Source organism: Arthrobacter gengyunqii (genome assembly GCF_023022985.1).
In the GTDB taxonomy this organism is placed as follows: Bacteria; Actinomycetota; Actinomycetes; order Actinomycetales; family Micrococcaceae; genus Arthrobacter_B; species Arthrobacter_B gengyunqii.
Genome location: NZ_CP095461.1, coordinates 1,826,687 through 1,841,765, shown reverse-complemented (window position 1 = coordinate 1,841,765; position 15,079 = coordinate 1,826,687). Strand labels below are relative to the sequence as shown.

General features: G+C 64.7%; 11 protein-coding genes. 2 read left to right on the top strand and 9 right to left on the bottom strand.

The annotated features are described in order from the left end of the window. Window positions 1–14: 14 nt before the first annotated feature. A complete protein-coding gene (locus MUG94_RS08410) occupies window positions 15–1,646 on the top strand; it encodes a bifunctional aspartate transaminase/aspartate 4-decarboxylase (protein ID WP_227907856.1) in 1,632 nt (543 codons plus the stop codon). 9 nt (window positions 1,647–1,655) lie between these two features. Here MUG94_RS08410 and MUG94_RS08405 read toward each other — a convergent pair whose 3' ends face one another. From MUG94_RS08405 to MUG94_RS08375, 7 genes are all read right to left on the bottom strand, one after another. After that, on the bottom strand, window positions 1,656–2,336 hold the full coding sequence (locus MUG94_RS08405; RefSeq protein ID WP_227907857.1) for a response regulator transcription factor: 681 nt from the start codon (window positions 2,334–2,336) through the stop codon (window positions 1,656–1,658). After that, window positions 2,333–4,918, bottom strand: coding sequence for a DUF4118 domain-containing protein (locus MUG94_RS08400; RefSeq protein WP_227907858.1), 2,586 nt, complete (start codon window positions 4,916–4,918; stop codon window positions 2,333–2,335). The genes MUG94_RS08405 and MUG94_RS08400 overlap by 4 nt, the downstream gene beginning before the upstream one ends. A 3-nt stretch (window positions 4,919–4,921) precedes the next feature. Next, window positions 4,922–5,530 (bottom strand): potassium-transporting ATPase subunit KdpC, encoded by a 609-nt coding sequence (gene kdpC, locus MUG94_RS08395; protein ID WP_227907859.1) that lies wholly within the window; start codon window positions 5,528–5,530, stop codon window positions 4,922–4,924. A 55-nt stretch (window positions 5,531–5,585) separates the two neighbouring features. Further along, window positions 5,586–7,787 carry a potassium-transporting ATPase subunit KdpB gene (gene kdpB / locus MUG94_RS08390; RefSeq protein WP_227907860.1) on the bottom strand — a complete coding sequence of 734 codons (2,202 nt, stop codon included), beginning with the start codon at window positions 7,785–7,787 and terminating at the stop codon, window positions 5,586–5,588. Between the two features lie 2 nt (window positions 7,788–7,789). Continuing rightward, a complete protein-coding gene (gene kdpA / locus MUG94_RS08385) occupies window positions 7,790–9,451 on the bottom strand; it encodes a potassium-transporting ATPase subunit KdpA (protein WP_227907861.1) in 1,662 nt (553 codons plus the stop codon). After that, window positions 9,451–9,540 (bottom strand): potassium-transporting ATPase subunit F, encoded by a 90-nt coding sequence (locus tag MUG94_RS08380; protein ID WP_227907862.1) that lies wholly within the window; start codon window positions 9,538–9,540, stop codon window positions 9,451–9,453. The genes kdpA and MUG94_RS08380 overlap by 1 nt, the downstream gene beginning before the upstream one ends. Window positions 9,541–9,770: 230 nt before the next feature. After that, a complete protein-coding gene (locus tag MUG94_RS08375; protein WP_227907863.1) occupies window positions 9,771–10,277 on the bottom strand; it encodes a hypothetical protein in 507 nt (168 codons plus the stop codon). A 194-nt stretch (window positions 10,278–10,471) separates the two neighbouring features. On the opposite strand from MUG94_RS08375, the gene MUG94_RS08370 reads away from it, so the two are divergent. Continuing rightward, window positions 10,472–11,686 carry a lantibiotic dehydratase C-terminal domain-containing protein gene (locus MUG94_RS08370; RefSeq protein WP_349292300.1) on the top strand — a complete coding sequence of 405 codons (1,215 nt, stop codon included), beginning with the start codon at window positions 10,472–10,474 and terminating at the stop codon, window positions 11,684–11,686. A 151-nt stretch (window positions 11,687–11,837) separates the two neighbouring features. Here the strand turns inward: MUG94_RS08370 and MUG94_RS08365 are convergent, their stop codons facing one another. Together MUG94_RS08365 and MUG94_RS08360 are read right to left on the bottom strand one after the other, a co-directional pair. Next, a complete protein-coding gene (locus MUG94_RS08365) occupies window positions 11,838–13,472 on the bottom strand; it encodes a ribonuclease J (RefSeq protein ID WP_227889780.1) in 1,635 nt (544 codons plus the stop codon). 502 nt (window positions 13,473–13,974) lie between these two features. Further along, window positions 13,975–15,033 carry a cytochrome b/b6 domain-containing protein gene (locus tag MUG94_RS08360; RefSeq protein WP_227907865.1) on the bottom strand — a complete coding sequence of 353 codons (1,059 nt, stop codon included), beginning with the start codon at window positions 15,031–15,033 and terminating at the stop codon, window positions 13,975–13,977. Window positions 15,034–15,079 lie beyond the last annotated feature (46 nt).

The window sequence follows — 15,079 nt, the reverse complement described above, 5'->3', positions numbered from 1 at the left end:
ACCACAGGAGCACGATGGAAAAGAAACCTGCCGACCAGGACCAGAGCTTTAACCGGGAGCAGGACTTGACCGCGCTGGCCGCCCTGAGCCCCTTTGAGCTCAAGGACCGGCTGATCGCTCTTGCGTCCTCGGACACCGAACGGCTGATGCTGAACGCAGGCCGCGGCAATCCAAATTTTCTGGCCACCCTTCCGCGCCGCGCCTTCCTGGCCCTTGGTGACTTTGCCGTATCTGAATCCGAACGTTCGTACTCGTACCTGGACAGCGGGTTTGGCGGGCTGCCAGAACAGCAAGGGATGCTGGGGCGGTTCAACGCGTTTGTGGTGAACGATCCGCAGCGGGTGGGCCTGCCGTTCCTTCGCTCTGCAGTGAGCTACGTCCATGATCGGTTGGGCCTGAACCGCGAGGTGTTCCTCGAGGAGATGGTGTCCGCATTCCTCGGGTGTATTTATCCGACCCCGCCGCGGGTGCTGCCACAGACACAGGAGGTGCTGCGGGCCTATCTGGAGCAGGAGCTTCTGGGCGGCAGTGCCCCGGCGGGAACGTTCGACGTCTTCCCCACCGAAGGCGGAACCGCGGCCATGAGCTACGTCTTCTCGAGCCTTGCGGTCAACGGACTCCTGGTTCCCGGTGACCGAATCGCCCTTGCCACACCCATCTTCTCGCCATATCTGGAAATCCCGCGGTTGCCCGATTACGGGCTGGAAGTGGTTCAGCTGGCCATGGATGAATCGCAGGACTGGCAGCTGCCGGAAGCCGAGCTGGAAAAACTGCTGGATCCGGCCGTCAAGGTTTTCTGTCTGGTCAACCCCAGCAACCCTCCCTCCTCCAAGCAGCCGCAGGCGGTCCTGGACCGGCTGTCACGGCTGGTGGAGAAGGAGCGGCCGGATCTGATCATCATCACTGACGATGTTTATGCCACCTTCGCCGATGACTTTGTCTCGGTCTTCGCCGCCTGCCCGCGGAACACCCTGTGTGTGTATTCCTTCTCCAAGTACTTCGGTGCCACGGGCTGGCGGCTGGGAACCATCGCACTGCAGCAGGAGAACGTCATAGATGAACTGCTTCAATCCCTGCCCCGGACCGACAAGGAGCGGTTGGCAGCCCGCTACTCCTCACTCACCACGGATGTCCCCGGACTGAAATTCATCGATCGTCTGGTGGCGGACAGCCGGTCCGTGGCCCTGAACCACACCGCCGGTCTGTCCGGTCCGCAGCAGCTGCAGATGGTGTTATTTGCCCTGCACGGGCTCATGGACCGGCTGGACCGCTACCAGGATGCCGCGAAGGCGCTGGTCCGCGGCCGCTACGCCACTCTGTACCGAAGCATGGGCTTGACCCCCGACCCCAACCCCGACGACGTCGGCTACTACAGCCTGATCGACCTGCAGAAAGTGGGTGGCCTGCTCTACGGATCCGCTTTCAGGGACTGGCTCACCGCCCGCCCGGACCTTGGGCTGCGCTTCCTGCTGCGCCTGGCCACGGAAACGGGAGTGGTGCTGCTGCCCGGGGAGGGGTTCGACGTCGTCGCGCCCTCCGCCAGGGTGTCCCTGGCGAATCTCACCGACTTCGAGTACCGCGCGATCGGTGCCGCAACCCGGCACATCCTGGAGGACTATCACCGGACGTTCCTTGCCGGGAACTAAGGGCCTCGCTCAACTCGCCGGAACGAACCGACAGCCCAGTCCGTGCTCGGTGACCAGATGCACCGGAGACGCGGGGTCCGCCTCCAGCTTGCGCCTCAGCTGTCCCATGTACAGGCGCAGATATCCGGTGTCCGTGGTTCCGGGACCCCACACCTCCGTCAGCAGGGTGGACTGGCTGACCAGGCGGCCCGGGTGCTGGACCAGCGCTTCGAGCAGCCGCCACTCGGTGGGGGTCAGACGGATGGCGGATCCATCCGAAAGCCGCACCACGGCTTTTGCGGCCAGGTCCACGCGGACATCGCCGAACACCACTTCGGATTGTTCCGGGACGGCCGGGTGCCGGCGGGTCAGGGCCCGGATGCGCGCCATCAGCTCTTCGGTGGAAAAGGGCTTGGTGACGTAGTCGTCAGCCCCGAGGTCCAGGGCGCGGACCTTGTCCGATGAATCCGTGCGCCCTGAGATGACCAGGATCGGCGCCCGGCTCCATCCCCGCACCGCTTCAATGACCTCCATGCCGCTGAGCCGGGGCATGCCCAGGTCCAACACGATGAGCTCCGGATGCTCCTCAACGGCTTTGCGGACAGCAGCAGCCCCGTCGGCGGCCGTGACCACCTCGTAGCCATAGGCCGACAGGGTGATGCGCAAGGCGCGGAGGATCTGGACGTCGTCGTCCGCCACGAGGATTTTCATGCCGCACCGGATTCGTTTGTGGCGGCGGCCCGGGCGTGGGCCCCGGTTTCCCCGGCAGCGGCAGCCGCCGGCAGGGACAGCACCATGGTCAGTCCGCCTCCGGGAGTGTCCTCGGTTTCCAGCGTTCCCATCATTCCTTCCATGAAGCCCTTGGCCAGGGCCAGCCCCAAACCCAGCCCGGTCAGATTGTCGGTGTCTCCCAGACGCTGGAACGGCAGGAACACATCTTCCAGCCGTTCCGGGGAAATCCCCGGCCCACAGTCTATGACCCGGACTTCCACCCGGCCCGCGAAGGCGCTCGCCGCCAGCACCACCCTGGCATCGGCCGGAGAGAAACGGACGGCGTTCGCCAGCAGGTTCACCAGCACCCGCTGCAGCAGCACAGCGTCAGCCATGACCGGCGGCAGGCCCGGAGGGATCTCCAGTTCCACTTCCGCGGGCCCCAAGCCCAGTTCCTCCAGCGCCGGCAGCACCGCTTCGGCAGTATCCAGCGGCGCCAGCGAAACACCCAGGACTCCGGCCTGCAGCCGGCTGACATCAAGCAGGCTCGTCACCAGCCCCGACAGAGTGGCCAGGGATTCCTCGGCGGTCGCCAGCAGCTCGGCGCGGTCCTGTTCCGTCCAGTTCACATCGGGCGCGCGCAGCCCGGTCACCGCAGCGGTGGCTGCCGTGAGCGGCCGGCGAAGATCGTGTCCGACGGCGGCCAGCAGCGCCGTGCGGACCTTGTCCGCGGCAGCGAGGGAACCCAGCCCTTCAGCGGTCTCGGTGAGGTCGCCGTATTCCAGCGCCGCCTCCAGCTGGGCGGTGATCACGGCCAGGAGCCGGCGGTCGGCCGCTTCCAGGTCCCGGCCATACAATTCCAGCACCGCCCGCTCCCCCACCGGCAGGGTCAGGGATGGGCCCGCTTCCGCGGCCCCACGGTCCGGCGTTCGGGACGTGGCTGGCGTTCGGGACGTGCCCGGCACCGGACCCGCGGCGGCGAGTACTCCGCCGTCGGCCGTCAAACGCACTGACTCCAGGCTGAAGGCCTCGCGGGTACGGCCCACCAGTGCCGCCAGAGCATCCTCCCCGCGCAGCACGTTTCCCGCCACAGATGCCAACAATTCGGACTCGGCGGCGGCACGCCGGGCAGTGCGGGAGCGCCGCGCGGCCCGGTCCACCACATAACTGACCAGCACGGCGTTGACGATGTACAGCACCAGGGCCAGGGCGTGGGCAGGGGTGGCGACAGTGACGGTGTAGAGGGGCTGGATGAAGAAATAGTCCAGGGTTATTCCGGACAGGAGCGCAGCAAACATTGCCGGCCAGATTCCGCCGGCCAGCGCGACCACGATCACCAGCAGCTGATAGCTGAGCACATCGCCGGTGATGGACTCCGGTGTACTCATCGTGACCAGCACCCAGGTCAGGAGCGGACCGCCCGCCAGGGCCAGCGCCAGCCCCCACAGGCGGCGGCGGGCCGTGAGCGCACCGCCGAGCCTGGGCAGGGCGGGGCGCCTGCCCGCTGCCGAATGGTTCACGATATGGACGTCGATGTCCCCGGACTCGCGCACCACCGTGGCGCCGATCCCCGGACCGGTAAGCAGCGCTTGGAGCCGCGGACGGCGGCTGACACCGATGACCAGTTGGGTGGCGTTCACTCCCCGGGCAAAGTCCACCAGGGCATGCGGAATGTCGCTTCCAACCACCTGGTGGAAGGTTCCGCCCAGTTTCTCCACCAGTGCCCGCTGAGCGGCGAGTTCACCCGGATGCCCGTCCCGCAGCCCGTCAGGGGTGGTCACATGGACGGCCAGGAGGTGCCCGCCGGCTGATCTGGCGGCAATCCGGGCGCCGCGGCGCAGCAGGGTCTGCCCTTCCGGGCCGCCGGTCAGGGCCACAACCACCCGCTCCCGGGCTTCCCATTTGTTCCGGATCCCGTTCTCGGCGCGGTACCGGTTCAATGCGCTGTCCACTTCATCTGCCAGCCACAGCAGCGCCAGTTCGCGCAGCGCGGTGAGGTTCCCCAGCCGGAAGTAGTTGGACAGCGCGGCGTCCACCCGCCCGGCAGGGTAGATGATGCCCTGTGAAAGCCGCCCTCGCAGCAGCTGCGGCGCAATGTCCACCAACTCCACCTGGTCCGCAGACCGCAGCACAGAATCCGGAACCGTTTCGCGCTGGACGGTGCCGGTGATTTGTTCAATCACGTCGTTCAGGGATTCAATGTGCTGAATATTGACGGTGGACAGGACGTTGATGCCGGCGTCCAGGAGTGCCTGGACATCCTGCCAGCGCTTGGCATGGGCCAGTCCCGGGGCGTTGGTGTGGGCCAGTTCATCCACCAGCGCATACTCCGGACGGCGGGCCAGCACCCCGGCCAGGTCAAGCTCGGACAGCAGCAGCCCGCGGTGATTTACCTGTACCGGAGGAACCGTTTCCAGGCCCTCGGCCATGGCGGCCGTGGCGGCGCGGCCGTGGGTTTCCACCACCGCCACCGCCACGTCCCTGCCCTCGTCCCTCAGTCGACGCCCCTCTTCGAGCATGGTGTACGTCTTGCCGACTCCGGGCGCAGCGCCCAGGAAAACCCGGAGTTGTCCTCGTGTCATCCTCTAAGTGTCCAACTCCAAGAGAGCAATATTGAGCTGCAACACGTTGACCGTCGGTTCTCCGAGCACTCCCCCTCGCCGCCCTTCCACAGCGGACTCCACCAGCGCCCGGACATCGACCGGGTCCAGTTCGCGCTCGGCCGCCACCCGGTCCACCTGAAGCAGGGCATATTCCGGGCTGATGTGGGGATCCAGGCCCGACGACGACGCCGTCAGCGCGTCCGCGGGCACCTGCTCCGGGTCCACACCCTCCAATTCTGCAGCGGCCGTGAGGCGTTCATCGATTGCGGCGGCCAGATCCGGGTTTGTGGGCCCAAGGTTCGAGCCGCTGGAGGCACCGCCGTCGTATCCGTCACCGGCGGCAGAAGGCCGGGATTGGAACCACTGTGGCAGGGCAGCGCCGTTTTCATCGGTGAAGGACTGGCCAATCAGGGCAGATCCCACCGTCTGCCCGTTCACGGTGACCTCCGAGCCATTGGCCTGATGATTCGCCACCACCTGGCCAAAACCCGTGACGGCCAGCGGATAGACGAGGCCCAGGGCCAGGGTCAGGACCCCAACGGCCCTGACGGCCACTCCCAGCTGACGGGACGATGTTCGTGCAGTACTCATGATGCTTCCTGTTCGTTGTCTTTGGAGATGTTGTGCAAAAACACTGAGCCGCTCATCAGAACCCCGGGACCAGGGTCACGGCCAGGTCGATGAGCTTGATCCCGACGAACGGTGCCACTACCCCGCCCACACCGAAGACCAGCAGGTTCCGGGTCAGCACCGCTGAAGCGCCGGCGGCCCGGTACTTCACGCCGCGCAGCGCCAGCGGAATCAGGGCAATGATCACCAGGGCATTGAAGATGACCGCGGAGAGGATTGCCGACGCCGGAGAATGCAGGCCCATGACGTTCAGGACGGCCAGTCCCGGAAAAACACCCATGAACATGGCAGGAATAATCGCGAAGTATTTGGCCACGTCATTGGCGATCGAGAACGTGGTCAGTGCCCCGCGGGTGATCAGCAGCTGCTTGCCGATCCGGACAATATCGATCAGCTTGGTGGGGTCCGAGTCCAGGTCCACCATGTTGCCGGCTTCCTTCGCTGCCGACGTTCCGGTGTTCATGGCCACGCCCACATCGGCTTGGGCCAGGGCGGGGGCATCGTTGGTGCCGTCCCCCGTCATTGCCACCAGCTGGCCGCTGGCCTGTTCCCTGCGGATCAGAGCCATCTTGTCCTCCGGAGTGGCTTCGGCCAAGAAGTCATCCACACCGGCTTCCGCGGCAATCGCCTTGGCGGTGCGCGGATTGTCTCCCGTGATCATGACGGTGCGGATACCCATCCGCCGCAGCTCGGCGAAGCGGTCCTTCAGCCCGTCCTTGACCACGTCCTTCAGGTGCACGACGCCGAGTACCCGGCTGCCGCCGTCGGCCTCCCGAATGGCCACCACCAGAGGCGTGCCGCCGCCGGCAGAGATCTTGTCCACCTGGTAGGTCAGGTCGGACAGTACATCGACGCCGATTCCGCCGGATTCCGAGACCCAGTCCATGACGGCCGAGCCGGCACCCTTCCGGATCTGTGTTCCGTTGGGATAGTCCAATCCGCTCATCCGCGTCTGGGCGGTAAACGGAACGCTGACGGCGCCGACATCCTTCACCGGTGTAATGCCCATGCCGGCGGCCAGGTCCACAATGGACTTGCCCTCGGGGGTCGGGTCCTCCGCCGAGGACAGGACGGCGGCACGGATCAGTTCGTCCCGGTCCGCTGCGGCCACGGGGATGAAGGCTGCGGCCTGACGGTTGCCGTAGGTGATGGTGCCGGTCTTATCCAGCAGCAGGGTGGTGACATCACCGGCGGCTTCAACGGCGCGGCCGGACATCGCCAGCACGTTGTGCTGGACCAGCCGGTCCATGCCAGCAATGCCGATGGCCGAGAGCAGTGCACCGATTGTCGTGGGGATAAGGCAGACCAGCAGCGCCACCAGCACCGGAATGCTGACCGCTGCGCCGGCGTATCCGGCCAGCGGATTCAGCGTCACCACCACAACCAGGAAGATCAGGGACAGGGTGGCCAACAGGATGTCCAGGGCGATCTCGTTCGGCGTTTTTTGCCGGGCTGCCCCTTCCACCAAGCGGATCATCCGGTCCACGAACGTCTCACCGGGCTTGCTGGTTATCCGCACCACAATGCGGTCCGAGAGTACCCGGGTTCCGCCGGTGACCGCAGACCGGTCGCCGCCGGATTCGCGGACCACGGGGGCCGATTCGCCGGTGATGGCTGATTCATCCACGGAGGCAATGCCGTCGATGATGTCGCCGTCGCCGGGGATGATCCCGCCGGCGGTGACCACCACGACGTCGTCGAGCACCAAATCGGCTGAGGCAACCTGTTCAACCGGGGTGCGGGAGGCTGACGGATCGCCGGTGGAATCGTAGCCGGACACCCGCTGGGCCTCAGTGGTCGTCCGGGTCGCCCGCAGCGACGCCGCCTGGGCCTTGCCGCGACCCTCAGCAACGGATTCCGCCAGGTTGGCGAAGATGACGGTCAGCCAGAGCCATGCCGCAATCAGCCAGGTGAACGCGCCCGGTACCGTGCTGCCGCCCGAGGTTCCCGCGCCGCCGGAGATGGACTCCGCCACTGCAATGACGGTAATCAGCGCGGCGCCCACCTCCACAATGAACATGACGGGGGTGTGCCACATGATGCGCGGATCGAGCTTGCGCAGGGCTCCGGGGAAAGCGGCACCCAATTGTGCGGCGGAGAACCCGCCGCGGGCCGGTGCCGGGTCTGTTGAGCCCGTATCCCGGCCGGCGGGTGCTCCGGATTGATGTGAGCCCGGATCCAGCTGGGACTTGTCGGTTTTGCTTGTCACTGTGGACATGGTCAGAGCAACCCTTCCGCCAGGGGACCCAGCGCGAGTACGGGAAAGAAGGTCAGGGCAGTCACAATGACGGTGACGCCGCAGAGCATGAGCACTGCCTGGGGGCGGTGCGTGGGAAGCGTTCCCGCGGTCACCGGGACCCGGTCCTGTGCGGCCAGCGAGCCGGCCAGCGCCAATACAAAGATCATCGGCAGGAACCGCCCCAGCAGCATGGCCAGGCCCAGTGCCGTGTTCAGCCACGGTGTGTTCGCCGTCAAGCCGGCAAATGCCGATCCGTTGTTGTTGGCCGCCGAGGTAAAGGCGTACAGCACTTCGCTGAAACCGTGCAGTCCGGGATTGTAGATGGACGTGCCCTGAACGTCCTCGCGGATGCCCGGAACGGCGAAGCTCAGTGCCGTGCCGGCCAGGACGAGGGTGGGCATGGTCAGCAGGTAAAGGCTGGCCAGCTTGATCTCGCGGGGGCCGATCTTCTTGCCCAGATATTCGGGCGTGCGCCCCACCAGGAGACCGGCGATGAAGGAGGCCACCAGGGCGAGGACCAGCATGCCGTAGAGGCCTGATCCCACCCCGCCCGGAGCCACTTCGCCGAGCATCATGTTCAGCATGGCCATCATGCCGCCCAGCGGACTGAAGCTGTCATGCATCGAGTTCACGGCGCCGGTGGAGGTGGCCGTGCTGGTGGTTCCGAACAGGGTGGATCCGGCTATGCCGAACCGCTGCTCCTTGCCTTCCATGGAACCGGCCAGGGCCGATGAAGCAGAGAATTCGAGGGCTGTCATGGCCGCGAGGGAAACGGTAAAGATAGTGGCCATGGCCGCCAGGATCGCGTATCCCTGCTTGCGGTCTCCGATCAGAGTTCCAAAGGTGCGCGGCAGGCTGAACGGAATGACCAGCATCAGCACCACCTGCAGCAGGTTGGTCCAGGCGGACGGGTTCTCGAACGGGTGGGAGGAGTTTGCATTGAAGAATCCGCCGCCGTTGGTTCCCAGGAGCTTGATGGCTTCCTGGGACGCTACCGGACCGCCGGGAATCGTAGAGGTGCCGCCGGCGAGGCCGGTTACGGAGGTGAAGCCGTTGAAGTTCTGGACGACGCCGCCCAGAAGCAGCAGCAGCGCACTGACAAAGGCGATGGGCAGCAGCAGCCGCACCACTGACCGAGTCATATCCGTCCAGAAGTTGCCGATCGTCGCTTCCTTCCGGGACGCAAAAGCCCGGACCAGGGCAACGGCTACAGCCAGGCCAACAGCTGCCGAAAGGAAGTTCTGGACAGCCAGTCCTGCCATCTGGACCATGTAACCCACCGTCACTTCGGGTGAATAGGACTGCCAGTTGGTGTTGGCGACAAATGACGCCGCCGTATTGAAGGCGAGGCCTTCAGGTACGGCAGGCAGACCCAGCGACCCGGGCAGCAGCTGCTGGGTACGCTGCAGCACGTACCCGAGCAGGAGTCCGACGGCGGAGAAGGCCAGGATGCTGCGCAGGTAGGACTGCCACGATTGACGGGATCCGGGATCCACGCCGATCACGCGGTAGAACCCGCGTTCCACCGCCAGGTTTTTGTCCGTGGAGTACAACCGGGCCATGTAATCGCCCAGCGGACGGTAAAGAGCCGCCAGCAGCAGTGCGACCGCCAGGAAGGATGCCACGGCCGGCCAAACGCCCATCAGAAACGCTCCGGCCGGATCAGTGCCGCGAGCAGATAAAATGCTGCGGCTGCCGCCAGGGCCAGCGCGAGGAAGTCGAAGAAGATCACAGCTTCTCCACCGCCCGGATGCTCAGGAACAGGGCGGCAAAAAATGCCGCGATGCCCAGCACAATTAGAACGTCAAGCAAGGGGACCCCCAGGGATCAAATCGTTTCCTCTGCCGGCTGCAACAGCCGGCAGGGGCGCGGATGCGCCTTTACGAGTAGATCCCCTGGAAAGGGGGCATTAGCTTTTCCTCACGGTTTCCTAACGGCCCCGGGCCGGACCATAACGGAAACTCAGCGCTGGGAGCGGAGTTTGATGCAGGGACACAGCACATTTCCGCCTGAGGTGGGAGCGGGGCATTCCCGGCAAAAGGTCATTCGCTCAAAGAGGAGATCCAGGAATTCCGGGACCGTTCCCATTTCGACGCGGTCTCCCGGCTCGGTCAGGAGCGGCGGGGTTGGATGGACGTGCTCGGCATCCAGTTCATGCGTTCCCAGGGCATCCGCCAGCAAACTCAGGATCTTTGCCTCGGCATGCGGGCTCATAGTGCGCCTCTTGGTCACGATGCCCGCGACCTGACTAGTCTGGGCGCCCCATTGAACCAACTCGAACCGGCAGGCCGACCGGGCCACGACGATTTCGACGGCATAGAGCGGCGGTCCGTCGGTCCAGGACACGGCAATGCCGGAGCTCGCAAAAACCTGCGACGCCGCAATCTGAAACTCAACCCCGCCGAAAGAACTGCTGAGGTCGCTGCTGAGAAATGCAGCGGCGTCCGGAACCCATGAGCCTGCTGTCATCCGGTTTTCACCGATCCAACCTGAGTCGACGGCGGCCTGGTTCGCGTGTGATTATACGTGCTTGGTTTGGACAATTGGTTTCTCGATCTTCGAGTTATTTCCGCCGGGAAAGCTGGTGTCGCGCTGAAGGTGTGGAAATTCTGAGATGCAGGTGTTTGTGTATGCAGCCGCCTCGAGACTAAATATGTGGGGACATGGTGCATCCGGCTGCGACGCATCCATTCGGAGCATATAACAAGGCGGCAAGGGCTTGGTGGTCCTTGACCTTCCCGCCCATCCACGGGGAAGCCGGGGAAGCGGTGGTGGATTACTTTGGGAATTTGTTTCCCAATCTTAATGTGATTGCAGTCGTGAATCAGCCGGGTCTGTCGAATGTGTGTAACGCTTATCACGGTGGAAAGGTTAGCCATCGCCGGCAAAGTCAGCGACCGATTCGACAGGAAATTGGGAGAAAGATGAGTCAATTGATTGCCGGCACCGGTTCCAGGCGGCTAAACAACGAAACCGTGTGGTGGTTGCTGACTATTCAGCCTGAAACGGAGGAAATTTGTGACGCGGTGGTTTGTCGTATTGTGACGCCGCTCGCTGCGCAGGCCCGGGTCTGGGGCGCCGAACGGTGGGCGTATACGCGCTCCTTGAACCCGGCTGCGCCATCTGTACATTTCGGAGCCCTTGCTCCGCGGGCCGCTTTTGACCGCCTGCGGTCATTCAGCCAGGCACTGGTCGACCAGTCCCATGGGGAGATGGGCGCGATGGTCATTTCCGACTATACGGCTGCTCCCCCTTCCACCCGCTGGGGAAAGACGACCGTCACACCTGGTTTTGAGGCTGCGCTGGCCAAATACGGCGGAGTGGAGGGCCTTCACCTGGCAGCGGAAGTCTGCGAGGTGTCCTCGGCCCTTGCCGCCTGGGCGCTGTCCCGCTTTCCCACTGTAAACAGCCGTGCCACTCTGGCGTCGCTGCTGCTCTTCGATACCTGCCACGCAATGATGTCCGGTCCGCATTCGTCCGTTTGGCCTGACCGCAGAAGTATTTCCTGGGACTACTACTGGGACAGCCACCTGCGCAGCAGTACCGGGCACTTCGGCCCGCAGGCTGCACAAAGGCGCGAAGCCCTTGTCACCCGAATGGCTCCCCGGATCGTTTCTGCCCACCGTCTGATGGCGGCAACCGCTTCGGAACCGGCGGTGGAAAACTGGCGGAGAAAGTGGTCCCAGGCCATCGATGCATACTTGTACCGCGCGGACAAGGAACGAGTCAGCCGAAGTGCCCAGCAACTGACCATGTATCAGAGCAATGAGCTGCTCAACCGGCTTGGCCTTGCGGTACGGGACGAGGCCACCCTTGGCCTCTATGCCCGCTCCTGGAGCAAAGCCCGGGAGGCCGACCTGCTCCAGGCTCATCCGTAGCGCCCGCCCGTGGCGGTGCCGGCGACTCAGACAGGACCGGCTCGGAGGACCAATAGACGGAGGCACAAAAAGGAGGGGCCGGCGTCGTAATAACGACGCCGGCCCCTCCTCCGCTGCGCTCCGGGACTAATGTCCCCGAACAGCTGCTGCTTTAGGCATCCACGACAATGGCCGTGATGGCCGGCGTGCGGTTGTAGAAGCGGCGCATCCAGTTGGCGGTGGACCGCTCAATGATGGCTTCCGGCTCTTCGCCGCGCCCGCCGCGGCCGCGGCCGGCGGCGTCGTTGATGGCCTTCTCGATGGCGGCTTCAGCCTTCTTGACGTCGCCCGGGCTGCAGGCGAACCCCTTGATGAAGAGCTCCGGCGGCTCGGCAACCGTGTTGGTGTCCGGATCGATGAGGGCCAGTACCGTGACGGAACCCTGCTCGGAGAGCTGCATGCGTTCCTTGAGGTCGTCCTCGGTGGTGTGGCCGACGCTGTCGCCGTCCACGAAGACCAGGCCCACGGGGATCTTGCCTGAGACCGTGGCACGGCCGCGGCGCAGGTCCACGGTGACGCCGTCTTCGGCAATAACGACGTCGCGCGGGTCCATGCCGGTGGCAACGGCGATGGCTGCGTTGGCCTTCAGGTGGCGCCATTCGCCGTGGACCGGCATGACGTTGCGCGGCTTGACGATGTTGTAGCAGTAGGCCAGTTCACCGGCACTGGCGTGTCCGGAAACGTGGACCTTGGCGTTGCCCTTGTGCACCACGTTGGCGCCCAGCTTGGTCAGGGAGTTGATGACGCCGTAAATGGCGTTCTCGTTGCCCGGGATCAGCGAGCTGGCCAGCAGGACGGTGTCGCCCTCATGGATGCGGATCGCGTGGTCCTTGTTGGCCATGCGGGACAGCGCAGCCAGCGGCTCGCCCTGCGAACCGGTGCAGATCAGCACCACCTTGTGGTCATCGGAACGCTGCAGCTGCTTGAAGTCCACCAGGAGGCCCTTGGGGATGTTCAGGTAGCCCAGTTCCTCCGCGATGGTCATGTTGCGGACCATCGAGCGGCCCACGAAGGCCACCTTGCGCTTGTAGCGGTCGGCAGCGTCGATAACCTGCTGGATGCGGTGGATGTGGCTGGCGAAGCTGGACACGATGATCCGGCGCGGCGCGGTGCGGAACACCGTGTCGATGGCGGGAGCCAGTTCCTTCTCCGATGCCATGAAGCCGGGAACATCGGCGTTGGTGGAGTCGGTGAGGAAAAGGTCCACGCCTTCGGCGCCAAGCCGGGCGAAACCGGCCAGGTCGGTGATGCGGCGGTCCAGCGGGAACTGGTCCATCTTGAAGTCACCGGTGTGCAGGACCATGCCGGCAGGGGTGCGGATGGCAACGGCCAGGCTATCGGGAATGGAGTGGTTAACGGCCACGAATTCCAGGTCGAAGCCGCCCATGGTCCGGCGGTCGCCTTCCTTGACCTGGATCAGCTTCGGGGTGATGCGGTGTTCCTTGAGCTTGGCTTCAACAAACGCCAGGGTCAGCTTGGAGCCGATCAGGGGAATGTCCGCGCGTTCGCGCAGCAGGTAGGGGACGCCGCCAATGTGGTCTTCATGGCCGTGGGTCAGGACGACACCCACGACGTCATCCAGGCGGTCCCGGATGTAGGAGAAGTCAGGCAGGATCAGGTTGACGCCGGGGTGGATTTCCTCAGGGAAAAGCACGCCGCAGTCAACAATCAGCAGTTTGCCGTCATACTCAAAGACGGTCATGTTTCTGCCGATTTCACCGATACCACCCAGCGCGACAATACGCATGGTTCCATTGGCGAGTTCCCGGGGGGCTTTCAATGCGGCAGGTGTTCTATTCACGGATGGTGTTTCTTTCGTCGGGTACGGGTTTTACGGGGGTGCTGCAGCACTGAGCTGCGACACCAAAAGGTCTAGGGTCCGTTTCAGGGCCGACTCCTCCGGGCCCGCGCAACCCTGCGCATCCCGGGCCTCAGGCCGCCGCCGTTTTCACAAAACGGGCAGGGGCCCTGGCGGGCGGAGTCGTCCAAAACCTACGGACATCTCTTATCATCTCATTTTTGTGCGCCATTGCCGCATTTGCCTCCCTGTGGCCGAGCTCCGGGTACTCCGCGGCGGAGCTTGGCCCCCTTCTCCTGGACTGCATGCACCCTGTTCCCGGGCCGCATTTCCCTGGACGGGGCACCTCTCGGGGTCCGCTGCAACGGAAGGCATATGACCAAAAGACCCCCGGTTAGCGGCTGGATGGCGGCTAACCGGGGGTCTTTTACGGTTTTGGTGCGGAGTGCAACTAGCGCCCGACCTTCCCGAAGAGGGAGGCGATGGGTGCCAGAACCAGCGGGCGGGCTGCGAACCAGCCCCCGGCTATCACCAGAAGCGACGCAAAGAACATCCAGAACCCGAACCAGTTGACCGCATCCTGGCCGCCGTACATATGGTTCAGATTCCGCAGCGCACCGGTGGACAGCACCAGGGCCACGTGAACAATAATGAAGCCCACGAAGTACAGCATCACGGGGAAGTGAATCGCCCGGGCCACCTCAACGGGATACACCTTGCTCAGCCGCTTGGCCTTAGCCGGCCACAGGTCCGACATACGGTACCCGCTCAGCGCAGCCAGTGGAGCCGCGATGAAGATGGTGACGAAGTAGGCCAGAACCTGCAGGCTGTTGTAATTGACCCAGCCGTTTTCCGTGGGCCAGTCCAGCGAGAGATACTGAAGGCCCGCCGAGAGGGCGTTCGGGAACACGTCCCAGCTTGTCGGCACCACCCGCATCCACTGGCCGGTGACCGCCAGGAGCACCACGAAAATGCCCCCGTTGACCAGCCACAGCAGATCCAGAGACTGGTGGAACCACAAGGTGATGCTGATCTTCTTCGGATTCCTGCCCCAGCGCGGAGTCCATGACGCCGGCGGACGGCGCTGGGTGCGCACCTGCCATCCAGACCGGATGATCAGGACCATGAGGAAAACATTGAAGAAATGCTGCCAGCCCAGCCAGGCGGGCAGCCCCACGGGTGCGCCCGCAGGCAGATGGCTCTCCCCCGGATACCGGTTCAGGAATCCCTGTACGGATTCCTGGGTGACCAGCCACCGGGCCAAGAGCACGGCGGCGGCAAGCAGCACAAGCAGGGCAAGGGCTCCCAGCCCGGCCCGGACGATTCGGCTGCGTCCGGGGTTAGTGTCCGACGGCGGTGCCGCGGGTGTGGCTGGTGTGGCTGGTTTGGCGGGTGTGGCTATTGCGACGGGAGTGGCTCGCGTAGTGGTGTCGTGCTGGCCGCCTGCGGCAGCGACTGTTGCTTTGGCCGCGGGTGCAGTCGAGGGCGCAACGGCTGCAGGACGCGGCATGCCTTGACGTCTGGACGGAGCTGCCGCGGCAGGTGCCGGCGGGTTA

Coding starts and splice junctions, on each gene's coding strand:
- MUG94_RS08405 (WP_227907857.1), bottom strand. CDS start 2,336: ATGAAAATCCTCGTGGCGGACGACGACGTCCAGATCCTCCGCGCCTTG.
- MUG94_RS08360 (WP_227907865.1), bottom strand. CDS start 15,033: ATGCCGCGTCCTGCAGCCGTTGCGCCCTCGACTGCACCCGCGGCCAAA.
- MUG94_RS08410 (WP_227907856.1), top strand. CDS start 15: ATGGAAAAGAAACCTGCCGACCAGGACCAGAGCTTTAACCGGGAGCAG.
- kdpB (WP_227907860.1), bottom strand. CDS start 7,787: ATGTCCACAGTGACAAGCAAAACCGACAAGTCCCAGCTGGATCCGGGC.
- kdpA (WP_227907861.1), bottom strand. CDS start 9,451: ATGGGCGTTTGGCCGGCCGTGGCATCCTTCCTGGCGGTCGCACTGCTG.
- kdpC (WP_227907859.1), bottom strand. CDS start 5,530: ATGAGTACTGCACGAACATCGTCCCGTCAGCTGGGAGTGGCCGTCAGG.
- MUG94_RS08400 (WP_227907858.1), bottom strand. CDS start 4,918: ATGACACGAGGACAACTCCGGGTTTTCCTGGGCGCTGCGCCCGGAGTC.
- MUG94_RS08365 (WP_227889780.1), bottom strand. CDS start 13,472: ATGCGTATTGTCGCGCTGGGTGGTATCGGTGAAATCGGCAGAAACATG.
- MUG94_RS08375 (WP_227907863.1), bottom strand. CDS start 10,277: ATGACAGCAGGCTCATGGGTTCCGGACGCCGCTGCATTTCTCAGCAGC.
- MUG94_RS08370 (WP_349292300.1), top strand. CDS start 10,472: ATGGTGCATCCGGCTGCGACGCATCCATTCGGAGCATATAACAAGGCG.